Origin of the sequence: Bifidobacterium sp. LCP19S3_E9, from assembly GCF_052121135.1 — a bacterium.
GTDB lineage: Bacteria > Actinomycetota > Actinomycetes > Actinomycetales > Bifidobacteriaceae > Bifidobacterium > Bifidobacterium thermacidophilum.
Genome location: NZ_JBQKEV010000012.1, coordinates 21,467 through 36,333, shown reverse-complemented (window position 1 = coordinate 36,333; position 14,867 = coordinate 21,467). Strand labels below are relative to the sequence as shown.

Annotated in this window: 10 protein-coding genes and 1 pseudogene; 3 read left to right on the top strand and 8 right to left on the bottom strand. The window is 59.8% G+C overall.

Annotation, left to right across the window (positions count from 1 at the left end):
- Positions 1-25: 25 nt before the first annotated feature.
- Positions 26-451, bottom strand: coding sequence for a cell division protein CrgA (gene crgA, locus ACTQYB_RS07060; RefSeq protein ID WP_412171267.1), 426 nt, complete (start codon positions 449-451; stop codon positions 26-28).
- A gap of 64 nt (positions 452-515) precedes the next feature.
- Here crgA and ACTQYB_RS07055 point away from each other — a divergent pair.
- The 3 genes and pseudogenes from ACTQYB_RS07055 to ACTQYB_RS07045 all read left to right on the top strand — a co-directional run.
- A pseudogene (locus ACTQYB_RS07055) lies at positions 516-1,271 on the top strand (DUF881 domain-containing protein); the annotation flags it as partial.
- A 252-nt stretch (positions 1,272-1,523) separates the two neighbouring features.
- Positions 1,524-2,795, top strand: coding sequence for a class E sortase (locus ACTQYB_RS07050; RefSeq protein ID WP_152570395.1), 1,272 nt, complete (start codon positions 1,524-1,526; stop codon positions 2,793-2,795).
- A gap of 114 nt (positions 2,796-2,909) precedes the next feature.
- Positions 2,910-3,560 (top strand): anthranilate synthase component II, encoded by a 651-nt coding sequence (locus ACTQYB_RS07045; RefSeq protein WP_412171265.1) that lies wholly within the window; start codon positions 2,910-2,912, stop codon positions 3,558-3,560.
- Between the two features lie 1,801 nt (positions 3,561-5,361).
- Here the strand turns inward: ACTQYB_RS07045 and pknB are convergent.
- Genes pknB through ACTQYB_RS07010 form a run of 7 tightly spaced genes read right to left on the bottom strand, consistent with a single transcriptional unit; the run spans position 5,362 to position 14,654 of the window.
- Entirely contained in the window at positions 5,362-7,425 is a 2,064-nt protein-coding gene (pknB, locus tag ACTQYB_RS07040; RefSeq protein ID WP_441482287.1) for a Stk1 family PASTA domain-containing Ser/Thr kinase, read from the bottom strand.
- Entirely contained in the window at positions 7,422-8,453 is a 1,032-nt protein-coding gene (locus ACTQYB_RS07035) for a serine/threonine-protein kinase (RefSeq protein ID WP_441482288.1), read from the bottom strand. The genes pknB and ACTQYB_RS07035 overlap by 4 nt, the downstream gene beginning before the upstream one ends.
- Complete coding sequence (locus tag ACTQYB_RS07030) at positions 8,450-9,922, bottom strand: peptidoglycan D,D-transpeptidase FtsI family protein (protein WP_441482289.1); 1,473 nt, start codon at positions 9,920-9,922, stop codon at positions 8,450-8,452. The genes ACTQYB_RS07035 and ACTQYB_RS07030 overlap by 4 nt, the downstream gene beginning before the upstream one ends.
- Complete coding sequence (locus ACTQYB_RS07025; RefSeq protein WP_441482299.1) at positions 9,919-11,703, bottom strand: FtsW/RodA/SpoVE family cell cycle protein; 1,785 nt, start codon at positions 11,701-11,703, stop codon at positions 9,919-9,921. The genes ACTQYB_RS07030 and ACTQYB_RS07025 overlap by 4 nt, the downstream gene beginning before the upstream one ends.
- Positions 11,700-13,397, bottom strand: coding sequence for a BofC C-terminal domain-containing protein (locus tag ACTQYB_RS07020; RefSeq protein ID WP_441482290.1), 1,698 nt, complete (start codon positions 13,395-13,397; stop codon positions 11,700-11,702). Before ACTQYB_RS07020 ends, ACTQYB_RS07025 begins: the two co-directional genes overlap by 4 nt.
- 6 nt (positions 13,398-13,403) lie before the next feature.
- Positions 13,404-13,928 (bottom strand): FHA domain-containing protein FhaB/FipA, encoded by a 525-nt coding sequence (locus ACTQYB_RS07015; RefSeq protein WP_441482291.1) that lies wholly within the window; start codon positions 13,926-13,928, stop codon positions 13,404-13,406.
- 24 nt (positions 13,929-13,952) lie between these two features.
- A complete protein-coding gene (locus tag ACTQYB_RS07010; protein WP_015449566.1) occupies positions 13,953-14,654 on the bottom strand; it encodes an FhaA domain-containing protein in 702 nt (233 codons plus the stop codon).
- Positions 14,655-14,867 lie beyond the last annotated feature (213 nt).

The following is a 14,867-nucleotide window of genomic DNA, read 5'->3' as shown; positions in this document are numbered from 1 at the left end:
GTGGCCGCCGAGAAACCAACAGCGGTCAGTGCCACCCCATGGTCATCAGGAAGCCGATCATAATCAGCGCGCCGCCGATAGCGAGATTCCACATGCCGATGGCGGGAATCGGATACTTGCCGGTCAGGTAGTACACCACCGCCCAAACCAAGCCGATAATCATCAGCGCGCAGAACAGCGGCACGAACCAACGCGGGTTCGACTTGGTGCTCTTGATGCTTTCCTCGACGCGCTTCGTGTTCTCAGCCTGACGCTTCATCATGCGCTGCATCTGCGGAGTCATCGATGATTTGTCGGCGGTGGCATTCAGCACGGCTTCGACTTCATCCATCGGGATGCCGTAATCGTCGTCATTCGCTCCATCATTGGACGCGGTGGCGTCCGACACGTTGTCGACCGACTGCTCGTCGGTTTCGTGCAGCTCTTCGTCAGCCATGTGCATAGTCTCCATTCGAATAGGCTAAAAAGTCATCATAGCGGCTACACTCGAAAGCAGCGAACACGGCGGAGGCGAAATGAGCAGACACACCGGAAAACATGGGGTCAAGCACTCCATGCTGGGCGGCATTGCCGTGTTCGTCGTCGTCGCCCTCACCGGGTTCCTGCTCGCCACCAACATCCGCGTGAACCGCACCGCAACCGTCACCTCCGATACGGCGCAGATGGTTGAACAGCGTGTCGAACAAGCCAACAAGCTGCGCAGTGAAGTCAGCAAACTCAACTCGCAGATCAACACGTTGAACAAACTCGCCGGCACGGGCAGCAGCGACTCCTCCAACAGCGAGGACGCCGGCTCAAGCACCGTCCTTTCTGCCGTTCAGGGGCCGGGCGTCACCGTCACGCTTGACGATTCGCCGTTGTGGAAAACGATGGTGAACAGCTCGGGTTCTGCTTCGAATATCAACGATTATGTGATTCATCAGCAGGATATCGAGGCGGTGGTCAACGCGCTCTGGGCCGGTGGGGCAGAGGCGATGATGATTCAGGATCAGCGCGTGTTGTTCAACTCCGCTGTGATTTGCGTCGGCAATGTCCTGATGTTGCAGGGCAAGCAGTATTCGCCGCCGTACACGATTTCCGCAATCGGGCCGACCGAGGACATGATCGACGCGCTGGCGGACTCCCAGGCCGTGCAGGTGTATCAAGAGTATGTGAGCGCTTTTGGCCTCGGCTGGAATGTCGAGACGAAGGATACGTTGAAATTCCCGGAAACGCCGCTGGTGATGCAGCCGCTGAAATACGCCACAGCGACCGGCAACGGGAATGCCGAGACTGAGAATTCCGGCGGTTCCAGCTCCGGTTCCGAAGGGGCCGGCACCGGCAGTTCCGAAGGCGCATCGGGCGATTCGTCCGATGCCGGAACAAGCGGCAACAACGCAACAGGCAACAATACAAGCAACTCCGGTAATACCGACGCCTCTGGTTCCGCCGGAACGACCACGTCAAACCCATCTTCGGCCAGCACACAAGGGGACTGACCGCATGACACCCAATTCCACCATCACCCATTAGGACAATCAATCATGAGCGACCCGACATCACCGTCATACGAATCCGCACAGCCGCGTCAGCACAACGCCGCGCCGGCGCAAGCCGATGCCGATTACACCGCACAATCAGTGCCTGACGCCGCGCAATCCGGGCAGGCTCTACGCTCCAGGCGTGCCGCGCAATCCGAATCTTCCTCACAATCCAATCGCACCGCTCATTCCGAGCCTGCCAAGCGTCTCGGCATCGGCTGGCAAATCATCGGTATCATCGCCGAACTCCTCATCACCGCGGCGGTTATTTGCGCGCTGTACATCGTATGGCTGTTCTGGTGGACCGGCGTGCAATCAGAACACACCCAGGCTGAAACCCGCGAATCGATCACCAGCACGTGGACACAGCCCGCAACAAACGGATCTGGCACGGCAATCGCCAAAGAACAGGCGGGCGACCCCCCAGTACAGCCGGCCAGCGCAAACGAGGGCGAGCTCGTCGCGGAAGTCTACATTCCGCGGTTCGGCAACCAATGGGTGCGCAACATTGTGCAGGGAACCAGTCTCGAACAGCTCAACAAGCATGGTATGGGGCATTACGACAACAGTCAGATGCCGGGCGCGATCGGCAATTTCGCGTTCGCGGGCCACCGCGCTGGCTACGGATCGCCGCTGGCAGACATCGATAAACTGCAGACGGGCGACGCCATCATCATCCGCACCCAGGATTACTGGTACGTGTACCGGTATACCAGGCATCTTGTCGTACTACCGACCGAAACGCAAGTGGTCGCCGCCAATCCGGACAACCCGGGCAGCGCACCCACCAAGCGCATGCTCACCATGACGACATGCACACCGCGGTATTCCACGCCGACACATCGCTGGATTGCCTACGCCGAATTCGCGTACTGGGCGAAAGTCTCCGACGGCGTCCCCGCAGAACTCGCTTCGGACGCTTCCGGGGCAGTCAGCTTCTCCAGCGCGCCGACACCATCAGCGGCTTCGAAGCTCGATTCCCTCACGCCGGTTGTACAGTGGGCGCTCATCATCTACGCCGTGCTGTTCATCGCAGCCGCCATCGTGTGGCGCTGGCCGGTGCTCAAAGCCATCCACGAGGGACGTCGGCAGCGCCCGGACGCAAGCATTTACGGCACGATTCTTCGGCTTCAGCCGGGCGTGCTGCCGATTCGCATCTTGCTGATGGCATTACTCGCCGTCGCCGCGGCCGCCGCCCTGCTCCAATGGGTGTACCCGTGGGCGGCGTCCACAATCCCGATACTCCAGCAGATGTCGAACTATGTCGCTGTGTAATATGGCTTGCAATACTGGCGGCTTGCTGCTGGCTGATGATACGGCTGATGACGTGCCTTCTGACACAACACAGTCGACACGACACAGTTGACACAGAACGGTAAAGGAGAGGCAATGACGGATTCAGCGCATATCCTGGTCATCGACAACTACGATTCCTTCGTCTACACGATTGTAGGGTATCTGCGCACCTTGGGCGCCACCGTGGATGTCGTGCGCAATGACGCCATCGACCCGTCGACGCCGGGTGTCATCGACGGATACGATGGCGTGCTCATCTCACCTGGGCCGGGGACCCCGTCGGAATCCGGGGCGAGCGAAGGCATGATTCGACTGTGCGCGACCACCAAGAAGCCGATGTTCGGGGTCTGCCTCGGATTGCAAGCACTTGCCGAGACTTTCGGGGCCACCGTAGACCATGCACCGACCATCATGCACGGCAAAACCAGCCAGGTCGAGCATATCGACGATGAAATCTTCGCCGGTGTCGCAAACCCGATGACCGCGACCCGCTACCACTCGCTCGCTATTGAGCCGGATTCGCTGCCGGACGAGCTGGTTGTCACTGCGCGTGCGCTCGACGATCACACGATTCAGGGCATCAAACACCGCGAACTGCCGATGTATGCCGTGCAATTCCATCCCGAATCAGTCATGACGCAGGACGGTTACCGGCTGCTGGCGAACTGGCTCGCCGTGTGCGGACAGACGAACGCCGTGGACAAGGCTCAGGGGCGTCAACCGAAAATCATGAAGACCCGCTGATTTCTTCGCGTACCTATTGGGTCGCGGCGGGCCGCTGCCGGCGCGGTGGGCGCGGTAGTCGCGGTGCATATAGGCGAGTGCGATTCGAGCGTACGTGCGATATGAGACACGCGCAGAAGGGCGAAACGGCAGTTATCAGCCGCAGTCAAGGCAGGCACGCGCCAAGAGAGCCATGCTCCCGCAAACTGGTTACGCTGGTTAAGCTGAGGCGGCTGATCATGCCGGTTACGCTGAGCGCGGCGCCAGTGCGACCAGATTAAGCGGTCGAGAGCGGCGGGAACGACCGTTCCTCAGCGTGTTCTGTTCATTTGAGTTGTTCGGTGTCATCACTTTTTCTGGACAGTTTCGTCGTTCAATCTGGACGGGTTGAGTGGCGGGTTGCTCGAGTATCAATCCAGGGGAGTGGGATTTCGGCGGATGACCGGGCACTCCGGCACTGAATCCGAAAACGGCAGGCGGAATCGGAATCAGTCTCTGCATCCCATAGGGCCCAGCATCAGGGATTTGCCATGGCAACACCACAGAACCGCGAAATTCCAATGATTTGCCCGTACCATGCACGGGTGGATGACGCCAGACCATGTGTACAAGTCGACCGGACCACGGACCGAATCAGAAAACGCTACTCGAAACCCAATCCAGTCCACAACATGCCCGACCGCAACATGCCCGCCAATCACGGCACCACCACGAACCCGCAGAATACCAAGGAACACACCAACACCTCAAGACCAGCAACCGGCACACCGGACACGCAACCGCCCGAATCCACGGACCAAACCGCGAATCACACCACGACATCGGAACCAGTCCACGCCGACACCCACCCAACACGCTCCCGACAACCGCGGCACCACCACAAAACCGCGGAATACCAATGTTCTGCTTGTTGCACAGCAATCAGACGATCACGCCCGCCTCGCAGCGGCCCGAACCTGCGGACCAAATCCGAGATTGAGAGCCGAAGACCGATCCAGTCCACACCGACACCGGGCCACCGACCACGACACCACCACGAAACCGCAGAATACCAACAATCCAACACACAACGACAATCAACCACCATCAGACGAGCCACTCAGGCCACCCGAATCCACGGACCAAATCGGACAATGAAGGCCGAAAAAGCGATTCAGTCCACAACAGGGGACCAACCACCATCCACCGGCGGCCGCGGTCACATCGGAAAACCACGAATTTCCAACGAACCGACCGCATCATCACTATCACATACCCTCAGCTCAGTCGCCCATGCTGACTGAACCACGGACCGAATCAGAAAACGACACCCGAAACCCAATCCAGTCCGTGACAGACCCGACTGCGACGCGCCGGCCAGCCACGATACTCCCGCAAAACCGCAGAATACCAACAATCCCATAAACACACGGAGAACAGCCACCGGCACACCGGTCACGCAACCGACCAATTCCGCGGACTAAACCGCGAATCACACCACGACACCGGAACCAGTCCTCACCGACGCCCACCGACACCGGGCCACCAACCACGACACCACCACGAAACCGCAGAATACCAATAATCCGCACACACCACGATAATTAATCATTGCCAAGCGAGCCGCTTGAACCACCCGAACCACGGACCGAATCGGACAACGACGCCTGAAACCCGATCCAGTCCGCACCGGCACCGGACTGTACCCGGCCGCCAGCGTAACCGGCTGGGCACAGAAGCAGGAGACCCACAACGGTTAACGCAACACCCACAACAACGTGATGGCCCGGAACACCACCGATGCAGTGTTCCGGGCCATCACGCGTTTGCTAGCAGATAGCTGTCAGCCGTTATTGCTGCTCTGACCGCTTCCCTGCTGGTTATCCGTTCCCTGCGACGTCGAGCCCGAGGATGAGGACGTTGACGACGACGGGGACGACGACGCAGACTTGGTGGTCAGCGTAATCGAGGCGCCCTTATCCGCCTGCGTTCCGGCAGTCGGGTTCTGCGCGGTCACCAGATCAGTGTCCTTCGCGCCCTGCGTGGAGTTGGACACCGTGAAGCCGAGGCCTTCGAGCGTGGACTTCGCCGACGCATACGTTGCCCCGACAACCGAGGGGACAGTCACCTGTTCCTTGCCCTTGGACACGTACACGTTAATCGTGGATCCCTGCTCGATCGAGGTGCCGGGCACCGGGTCGAGTCGCGTCACCGCGCCGGAAGGCACCGTATCGGAGTTCTCCTCCTCGACGGACGTGTTGAATCCGCGCTCCTGCAAGGTCTTGAGGACCGTATCCTTCGACTGGCCGACCAAGCCGTCAGGCACCTTGGTCATGCCCGAGGAGATGTACAGCAAAATCGTCGTACCCTTCGACTGCTTGGACCCGGCAGCCGGGCTAGTACGCGTCACATTGTCCTTGGCCACCGTGTCGCTGTCTTCGGTCTGCGTGCTCGCGGCTACCTTGAATCCAGCCGCCTCCAGCGCCGAACGCGCGTCATCCTGCGATTTGCCGCTCACATCAGGAACCGTTCCCGTTGACGGGCCGGCCGAGAACCACACTTTGACCGTCGAGCCGGCGGCCACCTTCTTGCCGCCCGCCGGGGACTGCTTGGTGAACGTGCCCTTCGGCTCGGTGGAATTCGTATCTGTTTCCACCTTGATCTTCAGCCCTGCCGCCTCAAGCTTCGCCTCGGCACCCGCTTCGGTGGTGGAAGAGGAGAAGGTCGGGACCGTGACCATCTGCGTTTTCTTGGAATGCATAAGAGCGAACACGATACCGCAGATTGCGGCGATCGCAACGATGGCACAAACCACAGCGATGATGATGCGCTTCTTCTTGCGCTGCTGTTCCGCCTCACGCTGCTGCGCACGCGTTTCACCATCTCCCGTCTCCACGAAAGGATTCGTGGTCACCGGCATCACCGGATTGGTCTGCGTGGTGACTTGCGGAGGGGGCATCACCTGGGTCGCAGTCTCACCGCCGCCGCGCGCTACGGGGTTCGCCAAATCGGTCAACTGGTTGAACGTCGCCGCAATCGGCACGCCGCCGTTCATGAAGGTCAGAATGTCGTTCTTGAACTCGGTTGCGGTCGCATACCGGTTCTGACGGTCCTTCGCCATGGCTTTCGCGCAGATGTTGTCCCACATCTTCGGCAGGCCTGGAATCACCGCGCTCGGGGGCGTCGCAGCCTCAGAGACGTGCTGGTAGGCGATGGCGACCGCGGAATCGCCGGTGAACGGCGGACGGCCGGTCAGCATCTCATATAGCACGCAACCGGCGGAATACAGGTCGGAGCGCATATCTACGGTCTCACCACGCGCCTGCTCGGGGGAGAGATACTGCGCGGTGCCGACCACACCCTGCGACTGGGTCATCGTGGCGGCGGAATCGTCCAAGGCACGCGCGATGCCGAAATCCATGACCTTGACGACACCCTGGTCGGAAATCATGATGTTGCCGGGCTTGATATCGCGGTGGATGATACCCATGCGGTGCGAGTATTCGAGCGCGTTGAGCACCCCAAGCATCACCTGCTCGGCGTCACGCTGGCTGAGCGGGCCGTTGGCTTTGATGATGTCGCGCAGGGTCTGCCCCTTGACGTATTCCATCACCAGATATGGCACCCGCTCGGTCTGCCCGCTGTCGTTGACGATGGTCTCCTCGCCCGAATCGTAGATGTTCACGATGTTCGGGTTGTTCATCTGCGCAACCGAATGGGCCTCACGGCGGAACCTCGTGAGGAAGATCTCGTCATTGGCGAGATCGGAGCGCATGATCTTGATGGCGACAGTACGCCCCAGACGCTTGTCGAGCGCCACACGCACCTCCGCCATGCCGCCCCGGCCAACGAGCTGACCGAGCTGATATCGGCCGTTCGCCAACGAAGTGGGTACACTGCTGCTCATTGCTGCTCCTTCCATTGCGGGCGGAATGTCGAACTCACTGTCCGCGGCTCCGCAGTCCCGCTAATGAATACTTGTTTCGGCTGCTGCCCGTCCGACATACCTGCCGTGGCCGCTGCGCCGACATGCGGCGTACTGCTCACCCTTCGGGGCAGACGCCCGTGGGACGCCACGATGGTCGTGTCATCGCTCAGTTTGGTTTCCTGGTCCATCAGCCGCCGATCAATACGTGACAGCGTGCGCGACACCACGAGAGCGTCTTTCGGACGATCCCGCGGGTCCTTGGCCAGCATGGACATCACAAATTGCCGCAACTGCAAATCAACCGTGTCAGGCAACGGAGGAACAGCCTCATTCACATGGGCTGCCGCAATATCAACCGGGGTCGCTCCCGTAAACGGGCGATGTCCGCACAGCCCCTCGTACGCCACGACTCCCAGCGAATAAATGTCCGACTGGGCCGTCGCCTGCTTACCCTGTGCCTGCTCGGGAGAAATGTATTGTGCCGTACCGACCACCATGCCATCTTGGGTGATTTGTTCCTGATTTGTGGAGTACGACACGCCGAAATCCGTAATTTTCACTTCTCCATCATCGGAAACCATGATGTTCGCCGGTTTGACGTCGCGGTGAATCACGCCATGCGAATGCGCCACGAACAGTCCGCGCGCCACCTGAATCAGGATCGGCAGCAACTCGGTGGGATCCATCGCACCTTTTTCGTGATAGATATCCGCCAAGGATTTGCTCGGCACGTATTCCATGATAAGGAAGCCGATGCCGTCATGCTCGTAGTATTCGAACAGCGCGGCGATATTGGGGTGGGCGAGGTTCGCGGAATTATGGGCCTCGGCACGCAAACGACGCAGCTTCGCCTCGCTGTTGGCCGCATCACTGCGCAGCGCCTTGATGGCGACAGGGCGCCCAAGCTGGATATCGTAGCCCTTCCAGACTTCGCCCATACCACCTTGCGCGAGTCTGCGGTCCAGGCGATAGCGGCGATGAATCAGCTGTCCTTCAATCAGTTTCACTGCTTCAACGCCTCCTCCATCACCTGCTTCATAATCGGCCCGGCAGCGGTAACACCGAATGTATTGACATTATGTACCACAACAGCGACCGCAATCTGCGGGTTGTCTGCGGGAGCGAAGCCCATCATCCACGCGTCAGTCGATTGGTTGTCTGCGCCAATCTGCGCGGTGCCGGTTTTCGCGGCCACTTTGACGCCGTCGATGGCGAGCGTCGGGCTTTCCTTGGTGACCACGTCCTCCATCATGCCGGTCAGAGCGGAAGCGGTGTTCGAGCTCATGGTTTGGGACATGACCGTAGGGCCGGTTTCCGAGATGGTCGACAAATCGCTGGCACGCACACGGTCGACCAACGTCGGCTGCATCAGGGTGCCGCCATTGGCGATGGCCGCCGCGATCATCGCATTCTGCAGCGGGGTTTCGAGCGTATCACCCTGGCCGATGGACGCGAGGGCGAGCTTGTCCGAAGGCAGATTCGATGGGAAGGTGGAGGCGACTGCCTTCATCGGACTGCCGGTGGAAGCGGAACCATCTACGGTGATTGACTGGCCGAATCCGAATTTCTTCGCCTGCTCGGCGATGGCGTCCCCACCGAGCGCGACACCAAGCTGGGCGAATGCGGTGTTGGACGAGTAGGCGAGGGCGTCGGACAGGGTCAACTGCCCATTGGTGCCGTTCGCCGCCGGGGTGGCGTTCGTCAGCTGGGTTGCCGTGTTCGGCAAGGTATACGCACTGCCGGCAGGAATCTGCGTGTCCGCCTGATATTTGCCGCTTTCCAACGCCGCCGCCGCGACGACCGTCTTGAACGTGGACCCGGGCGGATACAGTTCGGAAGTCGCGCGGTTGAGCATTGGATTGGTTGAGTTCGATGTCAGCTGGGCGTAAGCGTTGTTGACTTTCGTTGTATCATGCTGCGCGAGCACGTTCGGATCGTAACTGGGCGTGCTCACCATCGCGACGATTCTGCCGGTCTTCGGCACGATGGCGACGACCGCGCCGTCATAGCCTTGGCTGGAGAGCGCCTGATAGGCGACATCCTGAAGTTTTGTGCTGATGGATGTCTCGATGGATGCGCCCTTGTTCTCGGTTCCGGTGAGCAGCGCCTTGAATTTCTGTACCGCCAGCGCGTTTGACGTACCGCTAAGCAACGCGGCCCTCGACGCTTCGATGCCGCGGTCGGCGTTCTGGCTGATGGAGAAGAAGCCGGTGACGGGCGCGTATTCCTCACCGCTCGAGTAGGAACGCTGGTAGGAGAACGCGTCGTTCGACGGGTCGGACTTCGCGAGGACAGTGCCGTCGGACGCGAGAATCGACCCTCGCGGGGCACCGAACTGGTAGTACAGCGCACGACGATTACGCGGATCGGAATTCAGTTCGTTCGCGCGGAATGCGGTGAATATCGTGGTGGAGCACCCCAGAATCACGAACAATATGACGACGACAGTGAAAATCTGCCTGAGACTCTTGTTCATCGGGCTCCTCCTTTCACCGTTCGCGGCGTGGATTGCGGCGGCGCCGGGGGAGTCGGGGGAGTGCCGCCGTTCCCGTCTTGCGCGGCCTGGTTCTGCGCGTCTTCTACCTGTTCTGTCTGGGTCCCGCGCATCGGCCAATGGCTGGTCGTAGTGGCCGGAGAATCATCATCATCGGCGAAATCACGCCAATCGGCCCAATCGCCTTGTTCATCGCGATTGTCTTGTTCTTCGGCATCATACAGCCCTTCCGGCTGCGATGCGTCGTCGACCATAATGGTCGGGGCATCCTCGATTTGGGTTGCCTGCACGGCGTCTTCTGTGTCGTCGGCGTGGGCCGCATGACTTGCATGGCTTGCGTGAGCGCCGTGCCTAGGCTGATTTTCATCGTCCTTGGCGGCCTGCGCGGCTGATTTTGCGCGTTCCTTGAGCTCATGGTCGCGCAGCACGGCCAAAGCCTCATACTGGAAGGTGTCAGAAGTCAGCTCGGGTTCGGGCTTGTTCGCAGCATTCGAAATGATCAGCAGCAAGGTGATCAGAATGTAATTCGCAATCAGCGAAGAACCGCCGGCAGCCATGAACGGCATGGTCAGACCGGTCAGCGGAATCACCAATGTAATACCGCCCACGACGGTGAACACCTGCACGGCCATCGTGAACACCAGTCCCGAGGCGAGCAGCTTGCCGAATCCATCCTTGATTTTCATCGCGGTAATCAAACCGGAGGCGATGATCACCAGATACAGGGCGAGCACGGCCAGCAAACCGGTCAAACCGAGTTCCTCGCCCACGGACGAGTAGATGAAATCAGAATTCGCCAATGGCGTCAGGCTCGGATGCCCCTGCCCGAGCCCGGTACCCATCAAACCGCCGGACGCAAGGCCGAACAGGCCGGTCACCAACTGCTCGGAGCCGCCCTGGCGGTTGTACACCTTCGCGTCGAAGGGGTGCAGCCAAGCGTCGATACGGTTGTCCACATGCGCGAACATGCGGCTGGCGATGACCGCACCCGCAGCGAATGCAAGAATGCCGATGACGATCCAGCTCTTCCGGCCGGTCGCCACATACAGCATGCACACGAACATCGCGAAGAACATGAGCGACGTACCCAAATCACGCTGAATCACCAACACACCCATTGACATGGCCCAGACCACCATAATCGGACCCAAATCCTTGATGCGCGGCAACTGCAGACCCAGCACCTTCTTGCCGCCGACAGCGAGCTGGTCACGGTGGTCGAACAGGTACGCGGCGAAGAAGAACGCGATGAACAGTTTGGCGAATTCGCCCGGCTGCAACGAATACGAGCCGATACCAATCCAGATGCGTGCGCCGCCGATGGTCCTGCCCAAGCCAGGGATCATCGGGGACAGCAACAGTACGATACCGGCCACCATGCTCACGTACGAGAACCGTCTGAGCACGCGATAATCACGCAGGCAGATCACGAGAATGCAGCACAGCACCAACGCCAAGCACAGCCAAATCAACTGTCTCGTGCCGACATGCGTACCTTTCTGCTGGTCGATGCGAGAGATGAGCGTGATGCCGATGCCCGTCAGCAGCAGCACGCACGGCAGAATTGACTGGCTGGCGTACGGCTGGAATTTGAGCAACAGCGACCACAAGATGATGAACAGCACCGCGACAACGCCCAGCAGCATCATGTATTCGCTTGGGAACGACCCGGCGGTGCGTTCAAACATCTGGAAGAAGCCGATGAAGCTGACTGCCATCGCGAACAGCATCAACGACATCTGGCGCAGACGAGTGACGATCATCCAATCACCGCCCATGCATCGGCGGACCATGCGGCCACGCCTGATATGGGGACTAGGGGAACACGCAGCGCAGCCGGGCTGGATGCGGCGGACGGGCTTGCCGATCCGCTTGCCGAGGGACTCGCGGAAGAGCTGGCCGACGGACTAGCCGAGGGGCTCGCCGACTTGGAATCGCTGGAATCCGTAGACCCCTTGTTGTTTGCTCGTTCGGTCGCCTTGAAGTTCTTCATCTCCTGCTCAATCAGCTTGACATGGCTGCGCGCCTCGTCCAAACTGTCCACGGAGATTCCGTCATGCAGCTGGTCGCGCCAAGACTGCGGCAGGGACGACACCTTGATGTCGGTGTCCTGGATGGCGTGGGACAGCTCAACACCGAACACATTCGTCGGAACGCCCTGATAAATCGACACTACGCCGTCATGCTCGCCAACGTAATACTTGGTCTGGCTCCACCGGTAGCCGGCGAAAGCCATGCCGACCAACGCGGCGATGATCACAACGATGCCGACGATGATGCCAAGACGTGACAAATGGACGCGCTTGCGGTGCGCCCGCTTCTGCTGTGCCTGCTCACGCTGGATGGCCTTCGCCACCTCCGGATCGTTGGGATCGGCGGATATACGGCCGTCACGCTTCTTGACGACAGGGATTTCACCGGTGTCGGTATTGGGAATCTCGCCGTTTTCCTCACGCACTTGCGAAGGCTGTGCGACACGGGATTTCGGGCCTTGCTCCTCCTCCTTGGCCGCTTTATCTTTTCCTGCGTGCACCGCGCCTTGGATCAGCGCGGCCGCACGCTGCGCAGGTGAGTTCTTGCCCGCCCGCAGAACCGGAGCCGAAGCGACCGGCTTATGCATGATATCGGCGATCGTTTCAAGGCTGGCGCTTGCCGCTCCACCAACCAACGGGGTCTGATGAGGCAAATCGAAGGCATCGGCGTCAAGAGCGAGCGTGGCATCGCCAATCACAGCAGTCACGTTATCCGTACTACCGGCCTTCAATGCCATGGATACCAAGCGCTGTGCGCATTCCTCCTGGTCGGAGACCGTGCTGAGCATTTCTTCGATAGTCGAATCCTCCAGCACGCCGCACAAGCCGTCCGAACACAAGAGCCAACGGTCGGCGGGATGCGCCTCACAGATGGCGATATCCGGGTGGGGGTCGATATCAAAATCGCCGAGCACACGCATCACGACGTTGCGCTGCGGATGATTGCGCGCCTCGGCTGGACTGATGCGGCCGGTGTCAATCAGATGCTGTACGTAGCTGTGATCGGTGGTCATACGCGACAGTTTCCCGTCACGAAGCAGATACGCGCGGGAATCGCCGATATGCGTCAGCACCCAGTACCCGGAGACCAGAGCGACCGCGACCACCGTCGTGCCCATGCCGGCGAGTTTGCGTTCATGTTTCGCTTTGCCGACAATCGCATCATGCGCAGCCATCACGGAGGTTTCCATCATCTGCGCCACAGTTTCCACACTGCTTTGCTTGTCATCCTGTTCAATATGAGCAAGCGAACGAATGGCGATGGTGGACGCGGTATCGCCGCCAGCATGACCTCCCATGCCGTCGCACATGGCGATCAGGCGTTCCCCGGCGAAGGAGGAATCCTGGTTATTGCTGCGAACCGTACCGACATCGGAAACGGTGGTCGAATAAAGGAACAACGTCTGCTTGGCTGCATTCGGCATCAGGCATCACCTCAGCTCGAACGTCGTGGCGCCGATACGGACAGGGACACGAGCGGGCAACACCGTCGGAGCGCTGATACGGCGCTGATTGACCACCGTACCGTTCGTGGAGCCAAGATCCTCAATCACCCACGAGCCGGCTGCGGGATCAAGATAGACACGGGCGTGATGCGAAGAGACGAATTCGTCATCAAGCACGACGGTATTGGACGCCGCACGGCCGAGGGTAATCGGCGCGTTCCCCAGAGGAACGGAACTTCCGGCGAGCGGGCCGTCGATGACGACCAGCAAGGTCGGCTGAGCGGATTGACGCGGCGTTGGCGCGGATGATCTGCCCGCAGACGGCGCTGCGGGTGTGGGACTCTTTGACGCCTTGCGCGCTTTACGATCACGGCGACGACGCGACAATGATTTGTGGGGACTGAACGTCTCGATATCACGACGCAAGGAACGCACGACAAGCCAGAGAAACACCCACAACAGGATGAGATACCCGTACTTGAGGATTGCGAAGGTAAGTTCGGTGGGCATAACGAAACTCGCTCTCAGGCTGGGTCAGTCCTGATCCTGCGACGAAGCCCAATACAGGATGCGGGTACGGCCGATGGTAATGGTGTTGCCGTCAAGCAACGTGGCCGCGGGAATCTGATGCCCTTCGACGAATGTGCCGTTCGTCGAGCCGAGATCGCGTGCGATCACGCCGTTATCGGTGATGTCGATTTCAAGATGCTTGCGGGAGATGCCCGGGTCGTCAATGACGATGTCGCAGCCGGAACCACGGCCGATTACCGTCTTCGGCTTGGTCAGCAGATACTGGCTGCCGTTGATTTCGAGCATCGGGCTGTCCTGCGACTGGTTGTCGGTTGTGACGGGTACTGCGTTGCCCTGCACGGATTCCGAACTCAGCTTGAAGTTGCCTTTGCTCAGGTCAAGATCCTCTTCGAAAATCACCACAACCGGACCGACAAAAGCGTAATTCTGGCTCTTGGCATACTGGGTGAGATTATCCGCAAGCTCATTGGCAAGCGCCTCGCTGCCCCACTGCTCAATCCGATCGAAATCAGGGGTGCTCAGCTTAAAACGGTACTCATTCGGGGCCACCGTGCGATCGCGGCCGACCGGCATGGCTTCGGCGTCGATCTCACGCTCGAGAGCGCTTGACAGGTCGACGGGCTGCAGGTCCTTGGACCCGAACTTCGAAAACACACCGTTGACGGCGCCTTCCACGCTCTTTTCAAAACGGTCGAGAACGCTCATAGTGATCCCTTTCTATATCCTCGTCCATCCTACGCTGTGTCACCACCACGACCAAAATCAGACGCCAATACTTGCAATTTCTTCATTCAATGGTGCGCGGATGGTGATGCCGCCCAGAAAGAGGGCGGGAATTGCGTTTGTGGGAATTTGGGGGAAGGACGGGCGAGGTGGGGTGGGGATGTGGGGTTTGGGGGAGGCAGGGTTTGAGGAGGT

Coding starts and splice junctions, on each gene's coding strand:
- crgA (WP_412171267.1), bottom strand. CDS start 451: ATGGAGACTATGCACATGGCTGACGAAGAGCTGCACGAAACCGACGAG.
- ACTQYB_RS07050 (WP_152570395.1), top strand. CDS start 1,524: ATGAGCGACCCGACATCACCGTCATACGAATCCGCACAGCCGCGTCAG.
- ACTQYB_RS07045 (WP_412171265.1), top strand. CDS start 2,910: ATGACGGATTCAGCGCATATCCTGGTCATCGACAACTACGATTCCTTC.
- pknB (WP_441482287.1), bottom strand. CDS start 7,425: ATGAGCAGCAGTGTACCCACTTCGTTGGCGAACGGCCGATATCAGCTC.
- ACTQYB_RS07030 (WP_441482289.1), bottom strand. CDS start 9,922: ATGAACAAGAGTCTCAGGCAGATTTTCACTGTCGTCGTCATATTGTTC.
- ACTQYB_RS07025 (WP_441482299.1), bottom strand. CDS start 11,703: ATGATCGTCACTCGTCTGCGCCAGATGTCGTTGATGCTGTTCGCGATG.
- ACTQYB_RS07020 (WP_441482290.1), bottom strand. CDS start 13,397: ATGCCGAATGCAGCCAAGCAGACGTTGTTCCTTTATTCGACCACCGTT.
- ACTQYB_RS07015 (WP_441482291.1), bottom strand. CDS start 13,928: ATGCCCACCGAACTTACCTTCGCAATCCTCAAGTACGGGTATCTCATC.
- ACTQYB_RS07010 (WP_015449566.1), bottom strand. CDS start 14,654: ATGAGCGTTCTCGACCGTTTTGAAAAGAGCGTGGAAGGCGCCGTCAAC.